An 18,550-nucleotide genomic window follows, 5' to 3' on the forward strand; every position below is an offset into this window, starting at 1 on the left:
GTGGGAGCGGGCTTGCTCGCGAATACGGTGGATCAGTTGTAGATGTGCTGACTGACCCACCGTATTCGCGAGCAAGCCCGCTCCCACATTTTGATCTTCATTCGGCTCGAATCCAGTATTTGCTGATTGATGGTTTCCTATACCCAACCGCTTAAAACTTGATCGTTCCCAAAAAGGGACCTATCGTTCCCTTTTTGGGACTCTTTGGCCGCCGCCATGCAAACCTTGCCGCTCAGCACTGCACTCTTCACCGTCACCCAGCAAAAAGTGCTGGGCCTGCTTTTTGGCAAGCCCGATCAAAGTTTCTTCACCAACGAAATAGCCCGCTGGGCCCAAGTGGGCAAGGGCAGCCTCACCCGCGAACTTGAGCGGTTGCAGTTGGCGGGCATCTTGAGCATGACGCGCCAGGGCAACCAGACCCACTACCAAGCCAATCCCCAGTGCCCGATTTACTCGGAGTTGTTGGCTATCGTGCGCAAGACGCTGAGTCTGGACGAACCCTTGCGCAATGCATTGGCGCCTTTCGCCGAGCAACTGACGTGGGCGTTCATCTACGGCTCCATCGCCAAGGGCGAGGCGCACTCATCCAGTGACATAGATCTGATGCTGATAGGTGAAAGCCTCAACTACAGTGAAGTCATGGAGCAGCTCATGCCGCTGGAAGAGCAACTGGGCCGCACCATCAACCCGACGCTTTACACCCTCGAAGACTGGATCGGCAAATGGAATGCCGGGAACAGTTTTGTACAGCGGGTCGTGCAGCAGGACAAGATCAATCTGATGGGGGGCAACCCCCTGGAATCCACGGATGGACAGCAAGGCAAACCTGGAGAACCTGCAACGTAGCGGTGGCTTGAAGGCAGAGCCGCCGGATCGCAAGGAGTGTGATGGACTGATGCGCTCGGCCCGGGACCGATTAAGGGATGCGGGCAACCCACTGTTGTCGTTCGCCAGTCGTTTCGACCTGGCATACAACGCTGCCCACGCCATCGCGCTCACGGCCTTGCGTTTGCAAGGCTATCGTTCTGACAAACGCTATTTGGTCTTTCAATGTCTGATTCACTCCGCCGACGCGAACAAGGTGCAGGTGAGGTTATTAGCGCTGTGCCATGAGCGCCGAAACCTCGCGGAGTACGAAGGGTATATGAATGAGGATGAGGCGCTGCTGGGGCAGTTGATGGATGGCGCGATAACACTGCTGAATAAAGTGGAAGACGTGTTGGCTGTCCATCAGTGGCAATGACGTGATTCTTCTGAACACCACCGAACAAATGTGGGAGCGGGCTTGCTCGCGAATGCAGGGTGTCAGTCGGTACATGTGTAACTGACCCACCGCATTCGCGAGCTAGCCCGCTCCCACATTTTAATCTTCAGTCGGCTCGAACTCAGCGTTTGCTGATGATCCGTTACTCCAGCCGTAACGATCCGCCGTCGGGCTTGATTGATGCCCCCCGGATTCACTCCTAAGGTAAGCCCACGACAGCAAACCCCGTGGAGCGACCATGACAACAACCATCACCCCCGACTCGCGCTGGACGCGGCGGCGCGACGAGAAGCAGCGGCGCCTCGGGCTGGTCAAAAAATACGCAGACGGGGCGGTGTTGCCCAGCGACAAGATCGTCGAGGCCCTCGAAGCGCTGATCCTGCCTGGCGACCGCGTGGTGCTGGAGGGTAACAACCAGAAGCAAGCCGATTTCCTCTCGCGCTCCCTGGCCAAGGCCGACCCGGCCAAGCTCCACGATTTGCACATGATCATGCCCAGCGTCGGCCGCTCCGAGCACCTGGACCTGTTTGAAAAGGGCATCGCGCGCAAGCTGGACTTCTCCTTCGCCGGCACCCAATCCCTGCGCATCAGCCAACTGCTGGAAGACGGCCTGCTGGAAATCGGCGCGATCCACACCTACATCGAACTCTATGCCCGCCTGGTGGTGGACCTGATTCCCAACGTCGTGCTCTCGGCCGGTTTCATGGCCGACCGCGCCGGTAATATCTACACCGGCGCCAGCACCGAAGACACTCCCGCGCTGATCGAACCCGCCGCCTTCAGTGATGGCATCGTCATCGTGCAGGTCAACCAGTTGGTGGACGACGTCACTGACTTGCCGCGCGTCGACATCCCCGCCAGCTGGGTGGATTTTGTGGTGGTGGCCGACAAGCCGTTCTACATCGAGCCACTGTTCACCCGCGACCCGCGCCACATCAAGCCGGTGCATGTGCTGATGGCGATGATGGCGATCCGTGGCATCTACGAAAAACACAATGTGCAGTCGCTCAACCACGGCATCGGTTTCAACACGGCCGCCATCGAGCTGATCCTGCCCACCTACGGCGAGTCCCTCGGCCTTAAAGGCAAAATCTGCCGCAACTGGACCCTCAACCCACACCCAACCCTGATCCCCGCGATCGAAAGCGGCTGGGTCGAAAGTGTGCATTGCTTCGGCACCGAGTTGGGCATGGAAAACTACATCGCCGCACGGCCGGATGTGTTCTTCACCGGCCGCGACGGCTCGATGCGCTCCAACCGCATGTTCTGCCAACTGGCCGGCCAGTACGCGGTGGACCTGTTTATCGGCGCCACCTTGCAAGTGGACGGTGATGGGCATTCCTCCACCGTGACCCGTGGCCGCCTCGCGGGTTTTGGGGGCGCGCCGAACATGGGCCACGACCCGCGTGGTCGTCGGCATGGCACCCCGGCCTGGCTGGATATGCGCCACGATGACGCGCCGGAGGCTTTGCTCGAACGCGGCAAAAAACTCGTGGTGCAAATGGTCGAGACCTTCCAGGAAGGCGGCAAACCGACCTTCGTCGAAACCCTCGACGCGGTGGACGTCGCGCGCAAAAGCGGCATGCCCCTGGCGCCGATCATGATCTACGGCGACGACGTCACCCACCTGCTCACCGAAGAAGGCATCGCCTACTTGTACAAGGCGCGTTCCCTGGAAGAGCGCCAAGCGATGATCGCCGCCGTTGCTGGTGTCACCGCCATCGGCTTGCGCCACAACCCCAAGGACACTGCGCGCATGCGCCGCGAAGGCTTGATCGCCTTGCCCGAAGACCTCGGTATCCGCCGCACCGACGCCACCCGCGAACTGTTGGCCGCCAAGAGCGTGGCCGACCTGGTGGAGTGGTCCGGTGGCTTGTACAACCCGCCCGCCAAGTTCAGGAGCTGGTAAATGCGCGCCCTCAAACTGCATGAACTGAGCCTCGCCGATCGCCTGGCGGACATGGCCGTCGACGCGCTGATCGATGAGGCGGACTTGTCGCCAAAACCCGCTTTGGTCGACCGTCGCGGCAATGGCGCCCATCGCGATTTACACCTGGGCCTGATGCACGCGTCGGCACTGTCGCTGTGGCCGATGTTCAAGGAGATGGCGCAAGCCGCGCTTGAGTTCGGTGAAGTCGGTTTGCCCCTGCGTGAAGCCCTCGGGCGGATTGGCCGCGAAGGCGAGCAAGCCATGCTCACCACCACCGCCGGCGTGAACACCCACCGCGGTGCGATCTGGGCGCTCGGTTTGCTGACCGCAGCGGCGGCCCTGGAACCACGCGCCATCACGCTGAATGCCGCCAGACTGGCCTTGCTCAACGACCGTTACGCGCCCCAACCGCTGAGCCACGGCGCCCAGGTTGCCCAACGCTACGGCGCACGCGGTGCCCGTGAAGAAGCCCAGTTGGGCTTCCCTTCGGTTGTGCAGCGCGGCCTGCCGCAACTGCGCAAAAGTCGTCAGCAAAATGTCGGCGAACAGAACGCCCGCCTGGACGCCTTGCTCGCGATCATGACCGACCTGGCGGACACCTGCGTGCTCTACCGCGCAGGCACCGAGGGCCTGCACGCTATGCAACACGGCGCCCAAGCGGTGCTGGACGCGGGCGGCAGTGCAAGCCTCGCCGGCCGCCGCCGACTGCACGTGCTGGACCAACAACTGCTGGCCCTGAATGCCTCCCCCGGCGGCGCCGCCGACCTGTTGGCCGCCTGCCTGTTTATCGACCGCCTCGACGGAGCGTTGTGATGGAAACCTTATCTTTTGAATTCCCCGCCGGGCAGCCGCCGACAGGCCGTGCACTGGTGGGTTGCGTCGGCTCCGGCGACCTGGAAGTGCTGCTGGAGCCTGGCACGCCCGGCACGCTGACCATCCAGGTGCAGACCTCGGTAAACGGCGCTGAACAACGCTGGCAGCATCTGTTTGAGCGAATCTTCCAGGAACAGATGCCGCCAGCCTTGAAGATTGATATCCACGATTTCGGCGCCACCCCCGGCGTGGTGCGCTTGCGCCTGGAGCAGGGTTTCGAGGAGATCGGCCATGACTGACTTGCTCAGCAAACACAGCTTTGTCGAACTCGGTGCGCGGCAACGGGCCAAGGCCTTGTTGGACGCCGGCACTTACCGCGAGCTGATCGACCCGTTCCAGCGCGTGATGTCGCCGTGGCTCAGCCGCCAAGGCGTGGTGCCTCAGGCGGATGACGGTGTGGTGATCGCCAAGGGCAGCATCGCGGGCTTGCCGGTGGTGGTTGCGGCTATCGAGGGCAACTTTCAAGGTGGCAGCCTGGGTGAGGTCGGCGGCGCGAAAATCGCCGGTGCGCTGGAGCTGGCCGCCGAAGACAACCGCAAGGGCATCCCGACCCGCGCTGTGCTGCTGCTGGAAACCGGCGGCGTGCGCTTGCAGGAGGCCAACCTTGGCCTGGCCGCGATTGCCGATATCCACGCGGCGATTGTCGACCTGCGCCAGTACCAGCCGGTGATCGGCGTGGTGGCGGGCAGCGTCGGCTGCTTTGGCGGCATGTCCATCGCCGCCGGGTTGTGCAGCTACCTCGTCGTCACCCGTGAAGCACGCCTGGGCCTGAATGGCCCGCAGGTGATCGAGCAGGAAGCCGGCCTGGAAGAATACGACTCCCGCGACCGTCCCTTTATCTGGAGCCTGACCGGCGGCGAGCAACGCTTTAACAGCGGGTTGGCCGACCGTTATGTGGCGGACGATGTGGCGCAGATCCAGCAGACCGTCACTGAGCTGTTGCAACAAGGCTTGCCCGAACACCCGCGCAGCCGTCAGCTCGATTTCTACCTGAAGCGCCTGACCGAGCTGGACGCCACGCCGCAAATTGACGCGGCCACGGTTCGCGACCTGTATCAAGGAGACCGCTCATGAGAGGCTTGCAGTGGTTCAACGCATTGAGCAACGGCGCCACGCCCGTGGACGGTTTGCCGGCCTCGTTGAAAGTCGCCGACGGCGCGTTGGCTGAACACGCGGTGCGCTTCATCGCCGTGGTCACCGACGCCCAAAACCGCTTCCCGCGTGCGCGCAATGGCGAAGTCGGCCTGCTCGAAGGCTGGGGCTTGGCCAAGGCCGTGGACGACGCCATCGCCCGTGGCGACAAACGCCCGATCATCGCCATCGTCGATGTGCCCAGCCAAGCCTACGGCCGTCGCGAAGAAGCCCTCGGCATTCACCAGGCCCTGGCCGCCGCCGCCGACAGCTATGCCCGCGCCCGGCTGGCCGGGCACCCGGTGATTGCTCTGCTGGTGGGCAAGGCGATGTCCGGCGCGTTCCTCGCCCACGGCTACCAGGCCAACCGCCTGATCGCCTTGCGTGACCCCGGCGTGATGGTGCACGCCATGGGCAAAGCCTCGGCGGCGCGGGTGACCCTGCGCAGCGTCGAGGAATTGGAAGCCCTGGCCGCCAGTGTGCCGCCGATGGCGTATGACATCGACAGCTATGCCAGCCTCGGCTTGCTCTGGGAGACCTTGTCGGTCAGCCAGATTGAACAGCCCACGGCGGACGATGTGGTGCGGGTCAGCGATTGCCTGCTGCACGCCATCAACGATATCGACGGCCCTGATTTAACAGGGCGTTTGGGCGCCACTCATCGCGCCGCCTCCAGCCACGTGCGCCAGTTGCTGCGGGAGCAATGGTGAACGCCCACGATCTGCTCTGGGGCATGACCCCGGCGCACCTGCCCGCCGATTCCCCGGCGTGGGTGATGGACGCTGTGGGCGCCGGCCACCCGGTGGTGGTGCGTCGCGCGATTGCCGAGCCCGGCTATGTGGCGGTCGGCGTGCGTGGGCAACGGCGCGAGCAGCGTTTTGCCACGCAGATGCCCTTGGCTGCCGTGCAACGGCGAGTGACCCCGCAAGCCCTGCGCGATGTGAGCTCGCCACGGGATGTGCCGGCGTTGCGCGCACTTGATCAACTGCGGCCGTTGTTGGCACCGCAAGAGTGGGGCGTGAGCGGCAGTGCCGGCTTTGAATTGGCGAGCGGCATCCAAGCTTTGCATGCCCTGAGCGATCTGGATTTGATTCTGCTCGCCCCGCAGCCGCTTGATCGCAAGGACGCCCGAGCATTGCTGGCGCAATTGGACACGGCGCCGTGTGCCGTGGACCTGCAGCTGCAAACCCCATTCGGTGCGGTAGCCTTGCGCGAATGGGCCGGTGGATCACGCCGTGTGCTGCTGAAAACCGCCGGCGGCGCGCTCCTGGTTCTCGACCCGTGGCAGGCCGTGGCATGAGCAGCCTCCTGGTGTTTCCGGGGCAGGGCGCCCAACGCGCAGGCATGCTCCAGGCGTTGCCGGCGGACATTTTGCAAGAAGCCAGTGACGCCTTGGGTGAAGACGTTCGCCCGCTCGACTCGGCGCACGCCTTGGCGAGCACCCGCGCCGTTCAGCTCTGCCTGCTGATCGTCGGCGTCGCCCATGCACGCCAGTTGCAGCACACGCCGGATTACGTGGCGGGCCTGTCCATCGGCGCCTATCCGGCAGCGGTCATCGCCGGTGCCCTGGACTTTGCTGATGCGGTAAAGCTGGTGAGCCTGCGCGGCGAACTGATGCAAAACGCTTATCCACAGGGCTACGGCATGACCGCGCTGATCGGCCCTGAGTTATCCACCGTCGAAACGTTGCTGGCCGATATCCACAGCGCAAAAACGCCGGTGTACCTGGCCAATATCAACGCCGACAACCAAACCGTCATCGCGGGCAGCGACGCGGCGATGCAGCGGGTTGCCGAGCGCCTCAAAGGCAACGGCGTCGCCAAGCGCCTGGCCGTCAGCGTGCCGTCCCATTGCGCGCTGCTGGAAGCGCCCGCGCAGGCACTGGCCGAAGCCTTTGTCACGCTCAAGGCCCCGCGCATTACCTACCTGAGCAGCACCCGCGCGCGGCCTATCCACAACCCGGAACACCTGCGCGACGACCTGGCTTTCAACATGTGCCGCGTCGTCGACTGGCGCGGCACCGTGCAAAGCGCTTACGAGCGCGGCGTGCGCCTGCAAATCGAACTGCCGCCGGGCGCGGTGCTCACCGGCCTGTCACGCCGCGTGTTTGAACAAGGCACGGTGATCGCCTGTGAAGGCGCGCGCCTGGACACCTTGCAGGCCCTGCTGCAAGAGGAGGAACGCCGCCACCGATAAAGCTCCACCCAAGGCTTTCGAAGCACAAAAACAACAATTTCGATCGAGCACTTTGAGGACAACAACAATGATTATCTACGGTGTGGCATTGCTGGCGATCTGCACGCTCGCGGGCGTGATCATGGGCGATATGCTGGGCGTGTTGCTCGGCGTCAAATCCAACGTGGGCGGAGTGGGCATCGCCATGATCCTGCTGATCTGCGCGCGGTTGTGGATGCAAAAGCGCGGTGGCATGACCAAGGAGTGCGAGATGGGCGTCGGCTTCTGGGGCGCCATGTACATCCCCGTGGTCGTCGCGATGGCCGCGCAACAAAACGTGGTCACCGCCCTGCACGGCGGCCCGGTCGCGGTGCTCGCGGCGATCGGTTCTGTGGTCGTTTGTGGCTGCACCATCGCGCTGATCAGCCGCACCCACAAGGGCGAACCCTTGCCCGCTGAAGAACCGCTGATTACGCCGACACCTGTTGTGGGAGGCCGCTGATATGTGGGACCTCATCGAAAAAGGCTTGGAACATAACGGCCTGGTCACCGCCTTTGCGTTCGTCGGCGTGGTGATGTGGATTTCTGTGGTGCTGTCCAAGCGCCTGACCTTCGGGCGCATTCATGGCTCGGCGATTGCGATTGTCATCGGCCTGGTCTTGGCCTGGGTCGGCGGCACGCTTACCGGTGGGCAAAAAGGCCTGGCCGATGTGGCACTGTTCTCCGGTATCGGGTTGATGGGCGGCGCCATGCTGCGCGACTTTGCGATTGTCGCCACGGCCTTTGAAGTGCAAGCCACTGAGGCGCGCAAAGCCGGCTTGATCGGGGTGATTGCCTTGCTGCTTGGCACGATTCTGCCGTTTATCGTCGGCGCGAGCATGGCGTGGGCGTTTGGTTATCGCGATGCGGTCAGCATGACCACCATTGGCGCCGGCGCCGTGACCTACATCGTCGGCCCGGTGACCGGTGCGGCGATTGGCGCGACGTCGGATGTGATGGCGTTGTCGATTGCCACCGGCTTGATCAAGGCGATCCTGGTGATGGTCGGCACACCCGTCGCAGCGCGCTGGATGGGCCTGGATAACCCGCGCTCGGCGATGGTGTTTGGTGGGTTGGCCGGGACGGTCAGCGGCGTGACCGCAGGCCTGGCGGCGACGGATCGGCGGTTGGTGCCGTATGGCGCGTTGACGGCCACGTTCCATACCGGGCTTGGGTGCTTGCTGGGGCCTTCGTTGCTCTATTTCATCGTGCGTGGGATTGTTGGCTGACCCGGTAATTCAGGGTGTTTGCTCTGACCTCTTCGCGAGCAAGCCCGCTCCCACATTTTGACCGCGTTCTCATGTTGGTACTCGGTCAAAATGTGGGAACTGGCTTGTCTGCGATGGCGGTCTCAAGCCTGCCGATTGGCGTACATCCGGCACTCCGCCAACAAGGCCAGCAAGTTCGGGTCGCGCTCCTTGGCCTTGAGAAACATCACACCAATCTGCTGCTGCATCCGATACCGAGGTTGCAGCGGTATGAGCTTCACGCGGTTTTCATACACCGCCGCAATCCGTCCCGGCAGCAACGCATAACCCACGCCTGAGCTGACCATGCTCAGCAGGGTGAAAATGTCATTCACCTGCATGGCCACCTTCGGCTCAAACCCCGCCTGCTTGAACACGCGGTTGCCATCCTGATGCGTGGCGAAGCCTTGGGTGAGGGTAATGAAGGTGGCGTCGCGCACGTCGGCGAGGTCGATTTCCTGCTCGCGGTCGAACGGTGAATCGGCCGGGGTGGCGAGGAAGATGTCATCGGAGAACAGCGCGATCTGCGCGCAGTCAGGGTCGTTGGCGTGTTCGTCGAGGGAGATGAGGATTGCGTCCACTTCCATGCTCTTAAGCTTGTAGAGCAGGTCGAAGTTGGAGCCCAGGATCAGGTCGATATTCAGTTCACTGCGGCGGATTTTCAGGCCCATGATCAGCTGTGGCACGGTCTTGACCGTCAGCGAATACAGCGAGCCGAGCTTGAAGCGTTCGGCCGAGAAGCCAGCGGCTTCGCGGGTCAGGCGCACGCTGTCGACCACGTCGGCCACCAGTTTTTGCGCGCGCTCCTCCAGCACATAGGCGCTTTCCAGCGGGGTGAGGTTGCGCCCTTCGTGTTTGAACAGCGGGCAACGCAGGGCGTTTTCCAGCGAGTGGATCGCGCGGTGCACGCTGACGTTGCTGGTTTGCAGCTCGGCGGCGGCGCGGGCCAGGTTGCCGGTGCGCATGAACGCCAGGAAGATTTCCAACTTCTTGAGGGTGAATTCTTCGTCGATCAACATGGCGGTGGCTCGGGTTCGAATGCCGTCGATTGTGCCCCTAAAACCAGCTCGCTCCCAGCCATGAACTGCACAGGCCGATCACCACGCCGAGGATGATCAGCCAGATCGCGTTCAGCCGCGTGTAATACACCACGGCGGCGCTGGCCAGGGTCAGCACCAGGCTGGTCGCGTTGTTTTCCAGGCTGTTCATCAGAATGTAGGTGGAGGCGAGAATCAGGCCAATCGACAGCGGTAGCAGGCTACGCTTGACGCGTTGCACCCACGGCGTCCGGGTGTGGCGTTCCAGCCAGCCGGCGCCGACATAGGTCAGCACCGAGCAAGGCACCAGTTTGGCGGTCAGTGCCACCAGCGCGCCGGGCAGGCCCGCCGCCTGCTGGCCGATAAACACCAGGAACATCCCGTTAGGCCCCGGCAGTGCCTGGGAGAGGGCGAAGAATGCGACGAATTGCGCATCGGTGATCCAGTGCATATCGACGACGGTGTAGCGGTGGATATCACTGATGGCCACGGTATTGCCGCCAATCGACATCAGTGACCACAGCGCGCATTGAATCATCAGGTGCAGCAGCACGGTTTGCATCAGCCAGCCCCCTTGTTCGAGCGGATAAAGCTCAAGGCCAGGGAGCTGGGGATGCCAATCAGCAGCACCATCCACAATGGCAGCACGAAGACCGCCATCAAGACGAAGGTCAACACAAAGGCGCTGTAGTTGGCGATCGTTCTGGGCATGGCCTTGAGCAGGCGCAGCGTGGTGCCGAGCATCAGGCCGGTGGCAATCGGCATGACGGCGCCGAAGATCTGCTGCACCACGTCATTGCTCCACCACTTGGCATAGGCGAAACCGGCGAGCACGGTGATCAACGAGGGGAACAGGTAAAGCCCGCACACGGTCACAATGGCACCCGGCAAGCCATGCAGGCGCCGGCCGTAGATGATGCCCACGTTGGCGATATTGGGGCCGGGGAAGAATTGCCCGGTGGTCAGCAGCTCATTGAAGCCTTGTTCGCTGACCCAGCCGCGCTGGTCAACCATCATCTGCCGCGCCCACGGCATGACGCCGCCAAAGCCGAACAGGCCGACCATGGCAAAGTTGTAAAACAACTGCCATAGGCTGGGATGAGGCGGGGCGGGTTCAAGCTCGTGCACGGGCAATACCGATAGGCTGCTGTTGTATCGGCGCTGGCTTGTCGGGTCGCTGCATCGCGGCGATAGCGGTGTGTCAGCCCATCACGCAGACTGACAGCGGCTGATTGAAGGCAAGCCAGCGCCCACAGGAAGAAGCGAATCATCTATCGGCGTGTACGTTTGGGCAAATGAAGAAAGGTTGTTACCTGTCTGGCCGCCCGGCGCGTCAGAATGCAGGTAGTAAAACCATGTGGTAACGGTTATTCGAGGTGAGTGACACATGTATCACGGGGAACGTTTCAACGCCTGGAGCCATTTGGCCGGGGCGGTTGCAGCTTTTATCGGCGCAGTATGGATGTTGGTGGTGGCGAGCCTGGACGGCAGCCCCTGGAAGATTGTCAGCGTAGCGATTTACGGTTTTACGCTGCTGGTGCTGTACAGCGCCTCCACGGTGTATCACAGCGTGCAGGGGCGACGAAAAGCGATCATGCAGAAGGTCGACCACTTTTCGATCTACCTGCTGATTGCCGGCAGTTACACGCCGTTCTGCCTGGTGACGCTACGCGGGCCGTGGGGATGGACACTGTTTGGGATTGTGTGGGGGCTGGCGGTGATCGGCATCCTGCAAGAGATCAAGCCACGCTCCGAGGCGCGGATTCTGTCGATTGTGATCTACGCGGTGATGGGCTGGATCGTGCTGGTGGCCGTCAAACCGTTGCTGGCTGCGCTGGGCACGGCGGGGTTTGTCTGGCTGGCCTCGGGCGGCGTGCTGTACACCGTCGGCATCATCTTTTTTGCCCTGGAGGATCGCCTGCGCCATTCCCATGGGATCTGGCATCTATTCGTGATCGGCGGCAGCCTGCTGCACTTCGTGGCGATCATGCACTACGTGCTGTAACAGGCGACGCGGTTAAAAAATGTGCGAGCGGGCTTGCTCGCGAAGGCAGTGTGTCAGTTGATAAATAGGCTAACTGATCCACCGCATTCGCGAGCAAGCCCGCTCCCACATTAGATTGGTAGTGTTCTCACAAGCGTTCGAGCAGTTCACGCGCGCGTTTGCCGAAGATCTGCAGCAGGTTCGCCAGCATATGCGGCGGCGGCTCGTCAGCACGGGTCAGGGCGTACAGGGTGATCGGCAGCGGCGGGGTGAGCGGGCGGATGCAGGTGGTGGCCGTTGAGGCGCCCAAGGCGGTGAACGGGTCGATGACGGTCAGCCCGGCGCCTGACTCGACCATGGCCCGCGCCAGGGAATAGGTTTGCACCGAGATCGTCACCCGAGGCGCCGGGTCGACGTTTTCCAGGTAACTGTCGAGTTTGGCCGCCAGCGGATCAGCACTGGACAGCCCAACCATTGGCGCGCCGGCGAGCGCTGCCAGCGGCAATGCCTGGCTCAACTCGGCGTCTGGCCAATAACCCTTCGAGGCCAATGCCACCAACACCCCATTGGCCAGCACTTGTGTGGTCAAACCGGGATGGCCGGAAAAGTTGAGCGTCAGCGCCAGGTCGATCTCGCGCATCAACAGCTTCTGCACCAACTCGCGGCTATGGTCGCTGGACAGCTCGCAGGCGATGTTCGGGTAGTCGCGCGTCCACTCCAGAATCGCCGGTGGCAGCAGTGACAAGGCCAGCGCCGGAATGGCCCCAATACGCACGCTTTGCCCAGGCTCACGGCGCAAGCTCTTGGCCAGGCGTCGCACACCTTGCAGGCTCTCGGTGACTTTCTCGACTTCGCTCTCCAGCGCCAGGGCTTCCGGGGTGGGCAGCAACTTGCCGCGCACCCGCAGAAACAGCGGGAAGCCCAGTTGCAGCTCGGCGTGCTGCAGCACCTTGGTCACCGCCGGTTGCGAAACGTGCAGCAACTGCGCGGCAGCGCTGACAGAGCCGGTCTGGCGGATGGCCTGGAAAATTTCGATATGACGCAAGCGCATGGCACGTCCATAACCTTTGTTTATAGGTGGCCCATCTTTATTCATTGTCGGTGGCCTGTCACCTGGCCCTACGCTTGAGCCCAGTTAATTCAAAAGCAGGTGGCGGGAATGGCCAAGCGGGTTTGCATCATCGGCGGTGGCGTCATCGGCTTGGCGAGTGCGTACGCCCTGGTGCGCGCCGGCCATACGGTGACGGTGATTGACGCGCGCGACGCCGTGGGCCGCGAGACCAGTTTCGCCAACGGCGGGCAACTGTCCTACCGCTATGTGGCGCCGCTGGCCGACGCCGGCGTACCGTTGCAAGCCATTGGCTGGCTGTTGCGCGGTGACTCGCCGTTAACATTGCGGCCCCGGCTCGACCCGCAGCAATGGCGCTGGATGGCAGCCTTTATCGGTGCCTGCCGTGGCTCGGTGAATCAACGCAATGCCGCCCACCTGCTGCGCCTGGCGTCCTTGAGCCAGGCCACCCTGGAGCAATGGCGAGAAGCTGACCACCTCGACGGCTTCGACTGGCGGCGCAACGGCAAACTGGTGACCTTTCGCCGCGCCGGCACCTTTGAGCAGGCGCGCAGCAAGGTCACCGATGCCCGGCAACAGCAGGTGCTGTCGGCCGCCGATTGCGCACGTCTGGAGCCGGCGTTGGCGAGCGGTGGTTTTGTCGGTGGCATCTATACGCCCAGTGAAGAAGTCGCCGATTGCCATGCTTTCTGCCGGCGGCTCGCGGCGCGGCTTGAGGCCTCGGGGCGCTGCACTTTTTTGCTCGGGCAGAAGGTCACTGGCCTGCGTCACGCCGACGGTGTGGTGCAGGCTGTGGTGCTCGGCGATGAGGTGATGGCGGTCGAGCAACTGGTCTTGGCGGCCGGGTATCGCAGTGCTGAATTGGCCTTGCCTGGGTTGTCGCTGCCGCTTTACCCGCTTAAGGGCTACAGCCTGAGCGTGCCGATTGGCGCGCAGCATCAGGCGCCGAATGTGAGCATCACCGACTATGACCGCAAGATCGTCTACGCGCGCATCGGCGAGCAGCTGCGGGTGGCGGCCATGGTCGATATCGTCGGCTTTGATGCGCGCCTTGAGCCAAAGCGCCTGGCACTGATGAAACGCCAGGCACTCGAGACGTTTCCCGGTGCTGGCGATTACACCCGCGCCGTCGAGTGGGCCGGTATGCGCCCCGCCACGCCAACCGGCGTGCCGCTGATCGGCGCCAGTGCGTACCGCAACCTGTGGCTGAACCTGGGCCACGGCGCGCTCGGGTTTACCCTGGCCTGTGGCAGCGGCCAACTGCTCGCCGAGTTGATCGGCCAGCACGTTCCTTCCATTGATATGCAGGGCCTGACGCCCAGCGCCGCTTGAGGATAACGCCATGACCATCAACCGAATCAGCCGCAACGAACGCCTTTCTGGGGCCGTCACCTTCAAGGATCTGGTGTTCCTGTCGGGCCAGGTGCCGGATGAGGGCCAGGATGTGGCCACGCAAACCCATGAGGTGCTGGCCAAGGTCGATGCCTTGCTGGCTCAGGCGGGCAGCGACAAGGACCACCTGCTCAACGCAACGATTTACCTGAAAGACATCGGCGCCGGTTTTGCGCCGATGAATCAGGTGTGGGCGGCGTGGCTGTCACCGGGCATGGCGCCGACGCGCACCACCTTGCAGGCAGAACTGGCGCGCCCGACAGTGCTGGTGGAAATCAGCGTGATTGCTGCACGTAAATAACCGCAAGACCCACGGAGAATAACAATGAAAAAAATCCTGTTGACCGGCTGCACCCTGGCGCTGGTGTTTGGCGCACAGGTTCAGGCGAATGACGCGCCGCTGGACGGCACGTTGAGCAAGATCGCCAGTGCCAAGGCCATCACGTTGGGGTATCGCGATGCGTCGGTGCCGTTTTCCTACGTGGGCGATAGCAGCGGCAAGCCCATGGGCTATTCGGTGGAGTTGGCGAACAAGATCGTTGAGCGCATCCAGCAGAAAACCGGCGTGGCGAACCTCAATGTGAAGTACAACCTGGTGACCTCGCAAACCCGTATCCCGTTGGTGCAGAACGGCACCGTGGACCTGGAATGCGGCTCTACCGGCGTCACCGCCGAACGGCAGAAGCAGGTGGCATTTTCCTACGGGTTTATCTATGTGAAAGGCCAGTTGCTGACCGCCAAGGACAGCGGCATCCAGGGTTTTGAGGACCTCAAGGGCAAGAACGTGGTGACTACCGCCGGCACCACCAACGAGCGTTTTCTAAAAAGCTACAACGCCGAACACAAAGCCAACATGTTCGTGATCAGCGCCAAGGACCACGGTGAAGCGTTCAAGATGCTCGAGACCGGCCGTGCGGTGGCGTTCTACATGGACGATGCGTTGCTCTACGGCGAGCGCGCCAAGGCCAAGGACCCGCACCGCTGGGCGGTGGTGGGCAAGGAGCAATCGCGGGAAATCTACAGCTGCATGGTGCGCAAGGACGACCCGCAGTTTCTCGCGCTGGTCAACGAGACACTCGGCGACCTGTACCGTACGGGGGAGATCAATGGGATTTACCAGCGCTGGTTTGAACAGCCGATTCCACCCAAGGGCTTGAACCTGGAGTTCCCGATGACCGCCGAATTGAAGGCGATTATTGCCAAGCCGGTCAGTGATCCGGTGGAGTGACAACCCCATCCGAAATGTGGGAGCGGGCTTGCTCGCGAATGCAGTGTGTCAGTGGATAAACAGGCCAACTGATCCAGCGCCTTCGCGAGCAAGCCCGCTCCCACCGTTGAATGGGGTTACCCAGCGAGGTTAGAAGTCGCCCCAGAGCTGTTGCGCGACGGCCAGTGCCACCACGGGCGCTGTCTCGGTGCGCAGCACGCGCGGGCCGAGGCGGGCGGCGTGGTAGCCGGCAGCTTGGGCGGTGGCGACTTCTGCGTCGGTCAACCCACCTTCAGGCCCGATCAGGAAGGCCAGGCTGGCCGGCTTGGCGTGGCTGATCATCGGCGCGGCCACCGGGTGCAGCACCAGTTTCAACGCCGCCTCGGCCTGTTTTAACCAGTCCGCCAGCAGCAGCGGTGGGTGAATCACCGGCACCGTTGAACGGCCGCATTGCTCGCAGGCGCTGGTCGCCACTTGGCGCCAGTGCAGCAGGCGTTTGTCGGCACGCTCGTCCTTGAGGCGGACTTCGCAGCGGTCGCTGAAAATCGGCGTGATTTCATTCACACCCAGTTCGGTGGCTTTCTGAATCGCCCAATCCATGCGCTCGCCCCGGGACAGGCCCTGGCCGAGGTGGATGTGCAGCGGGGATTCGGTCTGGCCCGCGAAGCGTTCCGTGAGTTGCACGGTGACGCGTTTTTTACCGACCTCCAGCAACGTACCCAGGAACTCATGGCCGGAGCCGTCGAAGAGTTGCACGGCATCACCTTCGCCCATGCGCAACACGCGGCTGATGTAATGCGCCTGGGCTTCGGGCAATTCGTGCTCGCCGAGGCTCAGCGGGGTATCGGTAAAAAAGCGGGACAGTCTCATTTCGGTTCTCTGGAAAAATACAAAACCTGTGGGCGCCGGGCTTGCCTGCGATGGCGGTAACCCGGCACCCGATCAGTTGAGTGAATGCAATCAACCTGGATCTCGGAAGCCTGGGTGGAAGTCCTTCGGCACTGCCACGCTGACTTGACTGTTGGTCGCAATATCGATGCCTTCACTGGCCACTTCAGCCAAAAAGTCGATTTGCTCCGGCGTAATCACATACGGCGGCAGGAAATACACCACACTGCCCAGCGGCCGCAATAGTGCACCGCGTTCCAGGGCGTGTTCGAACACCTTCAACCCGCGGCGCTCCTGCCATGGGTAGGCTGTTTTGGTGGCTTTGTCCTGGACCATCTCGATGGCCAGCACCATGCCGGTCTGGCGCACTTCCGACACATGCGGGTGGTCCACCAGGTGCGCGGTGGCGGTGGCCATGCGCTGGGCCAGGGCCTTGTTGTTTTCGATGACGTTGTCTTCTTCGAAAATATCCAGGGTCGCCAGGGCCGCCGCGCACGCCAGCGGGTTGCCGGTGTAGCTGTGGGAGTGCAGGAAGGCGCGCAGGGTCGGGTAGTCGTCGTAGAACGCGTCGTAGACGTCATCGGTGGTGACCACGGCGGCCAGCGGCAGGTAGCCGCCGGTGAGGGCCTTGGACAGGCACAGGAAGTCCGGGCGGATGCCGGCCTGTTCACAGGCGAACATGCTGCCGGTACGGCCGAAGCCGACGGCGATTTCGTCGTGGATCAGGTGCACGCCATAGCGGTCGCAGGCTTCGCGCAACAGCTTGAGGTACACCGGGTGGTACATGCGCATGCCGCCGGCACCCTGAATCAGCGGCTCGACGATCACGGCGGCGACGCTGTCGTGGTTTTCGGCCAGGGTGTGTTCCATGGCCAGGAACATGTTGCGTGAATGCTCTTCCCAGCTCATGCCCTCGGGGCGCAGGTAGCAATCCGGGCTCGGCACCTTGATGGTGTCCAGCAGCAGGGCTTTATAGGTTTCGGTAAACAACGGCACGTCGCCCACCGACATCGCGGCGATGGTTTCGCCGTGGTAGCTGTTGGTCAGGGTGACGAAGCGTTTTTTGTTCGGCAGGCCACGGTTGAGCCAGTAGTGAAAGCTCATCTTCAGTGCGACTTCGATGCACGAAGAGCCGTTATCGGCATAAAAGCAACGGGTCAGGCCGTCGGGCGTCATCGCCACCAGGCGCTCGGACAGCTCAATCACCGGCTGGTGGCTGAAACCGGCGAGGATCACGTGTTCCAGCTGGTCCACCTGGTCCTTGATGCGCTGGTTGATACGCGGGTTGGCGTGGCCGAACACGTTGACCCACCAGGAACTGACGGCGTCGAGGTAGCGCTTGCCTTCGAAGTCTTCCAGCCAGACGCCTTCACCGCGCTTGATCGGGATCAGCGGCAATTGCTGGTGGTCTTTCATCTGGGTGCAGGGATGCCACAGTACTGCGAGGTCGCGTTGCATCCACTGGTTATTCAAGCCCATCGTCTATCTCCTCGAAGCGGACCTGCGGCCGGCGCAGGCGAAACAATCGCGCAAGCCTATGCAATGCCAGACAGTGTCACAACCCATTACGGATGAATTGGCAGTAAACGCGGGACGCACTGTCACGTTTCTAAGGAATAGTCCTTAATCCATTGTTAACGTACTGTGCATAACCTCTTGATCGTATTTCTCGATATTTCAAAGCGAAATTTTCCGCTTTAATTCGATAGGTAAATCGCTAGTCTTGGGCGCAGTTCTTACGGGATTTGGGACATGCAACTACGTAACTCATCGGCCCGCTATGGTTGGGTCAGCATTGTTTTGCACTGGGGCGTGGCCCTGGTGGTGTTCGGTTTGTTCGCCCTGGGCCTGTGGATGGTCGGTCTCGACTATTACAGCGCCTGGCGCAAAGACGCGCCTGACCTGCACAAGAGCATTGGCATCACGCTGTTCGCCATCATGCTGGTGCGCATTGTCTGGCGCCTGCTCAGCCCGCCGCCGCCACCACTGGCCAGCTACAGCCGCTTGACCCGTATCGGGGCTGCGTTTGGCCACGCGTTCCTTTATCTCGGGCTGTTAACCGTGATGATTGCCGGTTACCTGATTTCCACCGCAGACGGTGTCGGTATCCCGGTGTTTGGCTTGTTTGAGATTCCTGCCGTGGTTTCCGGTCTACCGGACCAGGCAGACACCGCCGGCGTGGTGCATCTGTACCTCGCCTGGGTGTTGGTGGTTTTCGCCGGTTTGCACGGCGTGGCTGCGTTTAAACACCACTTTATCGATCGTGATGCGACCCTGACGCGAATGCTGGGGCGCAAAGCCTGATGTTCAACCT

At 62.3% G+C, this 18,550-nt stretch carries 22 protein-coding genes; 16 read left to right on the plus strand and 6 right to left on the minus strand.

The annotated features are described in order from the left end of the window. Positions 1-216: 216 nt before the first annotated feature. The 11 genes from A7D21_RS14545 (at position 217) to madM (ending at position 8,641) form a co-directional block, all read left to right on the plus strand. Positions 217-846 carry a nucleotidyltransferase domain-containing protein gene (locus A7D21_RS14545; RefSeq protein ID WP_053258462.1) on the plus strand — a complete coding sequence of 210 codons (630 nt, stop codon included), beginning with the start codon at positions 217-219 and terminating at the stop codon, positions 844-846. After that, positions 809-1,243 (plus strand): hypothetical protein, encoded by a 435-nt coding sequence (locus A7D21_RS14550; RefSeq protein WP_053258461.1) that lies wholly within the window; start codon positions 809-811, stop codon positions 1,241-1,243. The genes A7D21_RS14545 and A7D21_RS14550 overlap by 38 nt, the downstream gene beginning before the upstream one ends. A 259-nt stretch (positions 1,244-1,502) precedes the next feature. Next, entirely contained in the window at positions 1,503-3,173 is a 1,671-nt protein-coding gene (gene mdcA / locus A7D21_RS14555; RefSeq protein WP_053258460.1) for a malonate decarboxylase subunit alpha, read from the plus strand. After that, positions 3,174-4,007: a triphosphoribosyl-dephospho-CoA synthase gene (locus A7D21_RS14560; RefSeq protein ID WP_069551992.1), complete on the plus strand. Its 834-nt coding sequence runs from the start codon at positions 3,174-3,176 to the stop codon at positions 4,005-4,007. Further along, the gene (locus tag A7D21_RS14565) at positions 4,007-4,306 is read left to right on the plus strand and encodes a malonate decarboxylase subunit delta (protein ID WP_053258458.1); all 300 of its coding nucleotides are present in this window, start codon (positions 4,007-4,009) and stop codon (positions 4,304-4,306) included. The genes A7D21_RS14560 and A7D21_RS14565 overlap by 1 nt, the downstream gene beginning before the upstream one ends. Next, entirely contained in the window at positions 4,299-5,141 is an 843-nt protein-coding gene (locus tag A7D21_RS14570; protein WP_069551993.1) for a biotin-independent malonate decarboxylase subunit beta, read from the plus strand. Before A7D21_RS14565 ends, A7D21_RS14570 begins: the two co-directional genes overlap by 8 nt. After that, the gene (gene mdcE, locus A7D21_RS14575) at positions 5,138-5,908 is read left to right on the plus strand and encodes a biotin-independent malonate decarboxylase subunit gamma (RefSeq protein ID WP_053258456.1); all 771 of its coding nucleotides are present in this window, start codon (positions 5,138-5,140) and stop codon (positions 5,906-5,908) included. The genes A7D21_RS14570 and mdcE overlap by 4 nt, the downstream gene beginning before the upstream one ends. Next, on the plus strand, positions 5,902-6,498 hold the full coding sequence (locus A7D21_RS14580; protein WP_053258455.1) for a malonate decarboxylase holo-ACP synthase: 597 nt from the start codon (positions 5,902-5,904) through the stop codon (positions 6,496-6,498). Before mdcE ends, A7D21_RS14580 begins: the two co-directional genes overlap by 7 nt. Further along, entirely contained in the window at positions 6,495-7,394 is a 900-nt protein-coding gene (mdcH, locus tag A7D21_RS14585) for a malonate decarboxylase subunit epsilon (protein WP_069551994.1), read from the plus strand. The genes A7D21_RS14580 and mdcH overlap by 4 nt, the downstream gene beginning before the upstream one ends. A gap of 67 nt (positions 7,395-7,461) precedes the next feature. Continuing rightward, on the plus strand, positions 7,462-7,875 hold the full coding sequence (gene madL / locus A7D21_RS14590) for a malonate transporter subunit MadL (protein WP_053258453.1): 414 nt from the start codon (positions 7,462-7,464) through the stop codon (positions 7,873-7,875). 1 nt (position 7,876) lies between these two features. Further along, positions 7,877-8,641, plus strand: a complete 765-nt coding sequence (madM, locus tag A7D21_RS14595) for a malonate transporter subunit MadM (protein WP_053258452.1) — start codon at positions 7,877-7,879, stop codon at positions 8,639-8,641. A gap of 122 nt (positions 8,642-8,763) precedes the next feature. On the opposite strand, the gene A7D21_RS14600 is transcribed toward madM, so the two are convergent. The 3 genes from A7D21_RS14600 to A7D21_RS14610 are packed head-to-tail and all read right to left on the minus strand — an operon-like array spanning position 8,764 to position 10,824. Beyond that, a complete protein-coding gene (locus A7D21_RS14600) occupies positions 8,764-9,678 on the minus strand; it encodes a LysR substrate-binding domain-containing protein (RefSeq protein ID WP_053258451.1) in 915 nt (304 codons plus the stop codon). Between the two features lie 37 nt (positions 9,679-9,715). Next, entirely contained in the window at positions 9,716-10,258 is a 543-nt protein-coding gene (locus tag A7D21_RS14605; RefSeq protein WP_053258450.1) for a chromate transporter, read from the minus strand. Then, positions 10,258-10,824: a chromate transporter gene (locus A7D21_RS14610; RefSeq protein ID WP_053258449.1), complete on the minus strand. Its 567-nt coding sequence runs from the start codon at positions 10,822-10,824 to the stop codon at positions 10,258-10,260. The genes A7D21_RS14605 and A7D21_RS14610 overlap by 1 nt, the downstream gene beginning before the upstream one ends. Positions 10,825-11,083: 259 nt before the next feature. Between A7D21_RS14610 and A7D21_RS14615 the strand changes: the two genes are divergently transcribed. Next, complete coding sequence (locus A7D21_RS14615) at positions 11,084-11,701, plus strand: hemolysin III family protein (protein WP_053258448.1); 618 nt, start codon at positions 11,084-11,086, stop codon at positions 11,699-11,701. A 127-nt stretch (positions 11,702-11,828) separates the two neighbouring features. Here A7D21_RS14615 and A7D21_RS14620 read toward each other — a convergent pair whose 3' ends face one another. Next, a complete protein-coding gene (locus A7D21_RS14620) occupies positions 11,829-12,731 on the minus strand; it encodes a LysR family transcriptional regulator (RefSeq protein WP_053258447.1) in 903 nt (300 codons plus the stop codon). A gap of 108 nt (positions 12,732-12,839) precedes the next feature. On the opposite strand from A7D21_RS14620, the gene A7D21_RS14625 reads away from it, so the two are divergent. Genes A7D21_RS14625 through A7D21_RS14635 form a run of 3 tightly spaced genes read left to right on the plus strand, consistent with a single transcriptional unit; the run spans position 12,840 to position 15,369 of the window. Next, entirely contained in the window at positions 12,840-14,081 is a 1,242-nt protein-coding gene (locus A7D21_RS14625) for a D-amino acid dehydrogenase (protein ID WP_069551995.1), read from the plus strand. 10 nt (positions 14,082-14,091) lie between these two features. After that, positions 14,092-14,442, plus strand: a complete 351-nt coding sequence (locus A7D21_RS14630; protein WP_053258445.1) for a RidA family protein — start codon at positions 14,092-14,094, stop codon at positions 14,440-14,442. A 24-nt stretch (positions 14,443-14,466) separates the two neighbouring features. Further along, positions 14,467-15,369, plus strand: coding sequence for a transporter substrate-binding domain-containing protein (locus A7D21_RS14635; protein WP_069551996.1), 903 nt, complete (start codon positions 14,467-14,469; stop codon positions 15,367-15,369). Between the two features lie 129 nt (positions 15,370-15,498). Here A7D21_RS14635 and A7D21_RS14640 read toward each other — a convergent pair whose 3' ends face one another. Both A7D21_RS14640 and A7D21_RS14645 read right to left on the minus strand, forming a co-directional pair. Continuing rightward, on the minus strand, positions 15,499-16,218 hold the full coding sequence (locus A7D21_RS14640) for a 16S rRNA (uracil(1498)-N(3))-methyltransferase (RefSeq protein ID WP_069551997.1): 720 nt from the start codon (positions 16,216-16,218) through the stop codon (positions 15,499-15,501). A gap of 90 nt (positions 16,219-16,308) precedes the next feature. After that, positions 16,309-17,715 (minus strand): adenosylmethionine--8-amino-7-oxononanoate transaminase, encoded by a 1,407-nt coding sequence (locus A7D21_RS14645; protein WP_069551998.1) that lies wholly within the window; start codon positions 17,713-17,715, stop codon positions 16,309-16,311. Positions 17,716-17,988: 273 nt separating this feature from the next. Between A7D21_RS14645 and A7D21_RS14650 the strand changes: the two genes are divergently transcribed. Next, positions 17,989-18,540 (plus strand): cytochrome b, encoded by a 552-nt coding sequence (locus tag A7D21_RS14650; protein ID WP_069551999.1) that lies wholly within the window; start codon positions 17,989-17,991, stop codon positions 18,538-18,540. The last annotated feature ends 10 nt before the right edge of the window (positions 18,541-18,550 follow it).

Source organism: Pseudomonas sp. AP19, from assembly GCF_001728855.1.
Taxonomy (GTDB): domain Bacteria; phylum Pseudomonadota; class Gammaproteobacteria; order Pseudomonadales; family Pseudomonadaceae; genus Aquipseudomonas; species Aquipseudomonas fluorescens.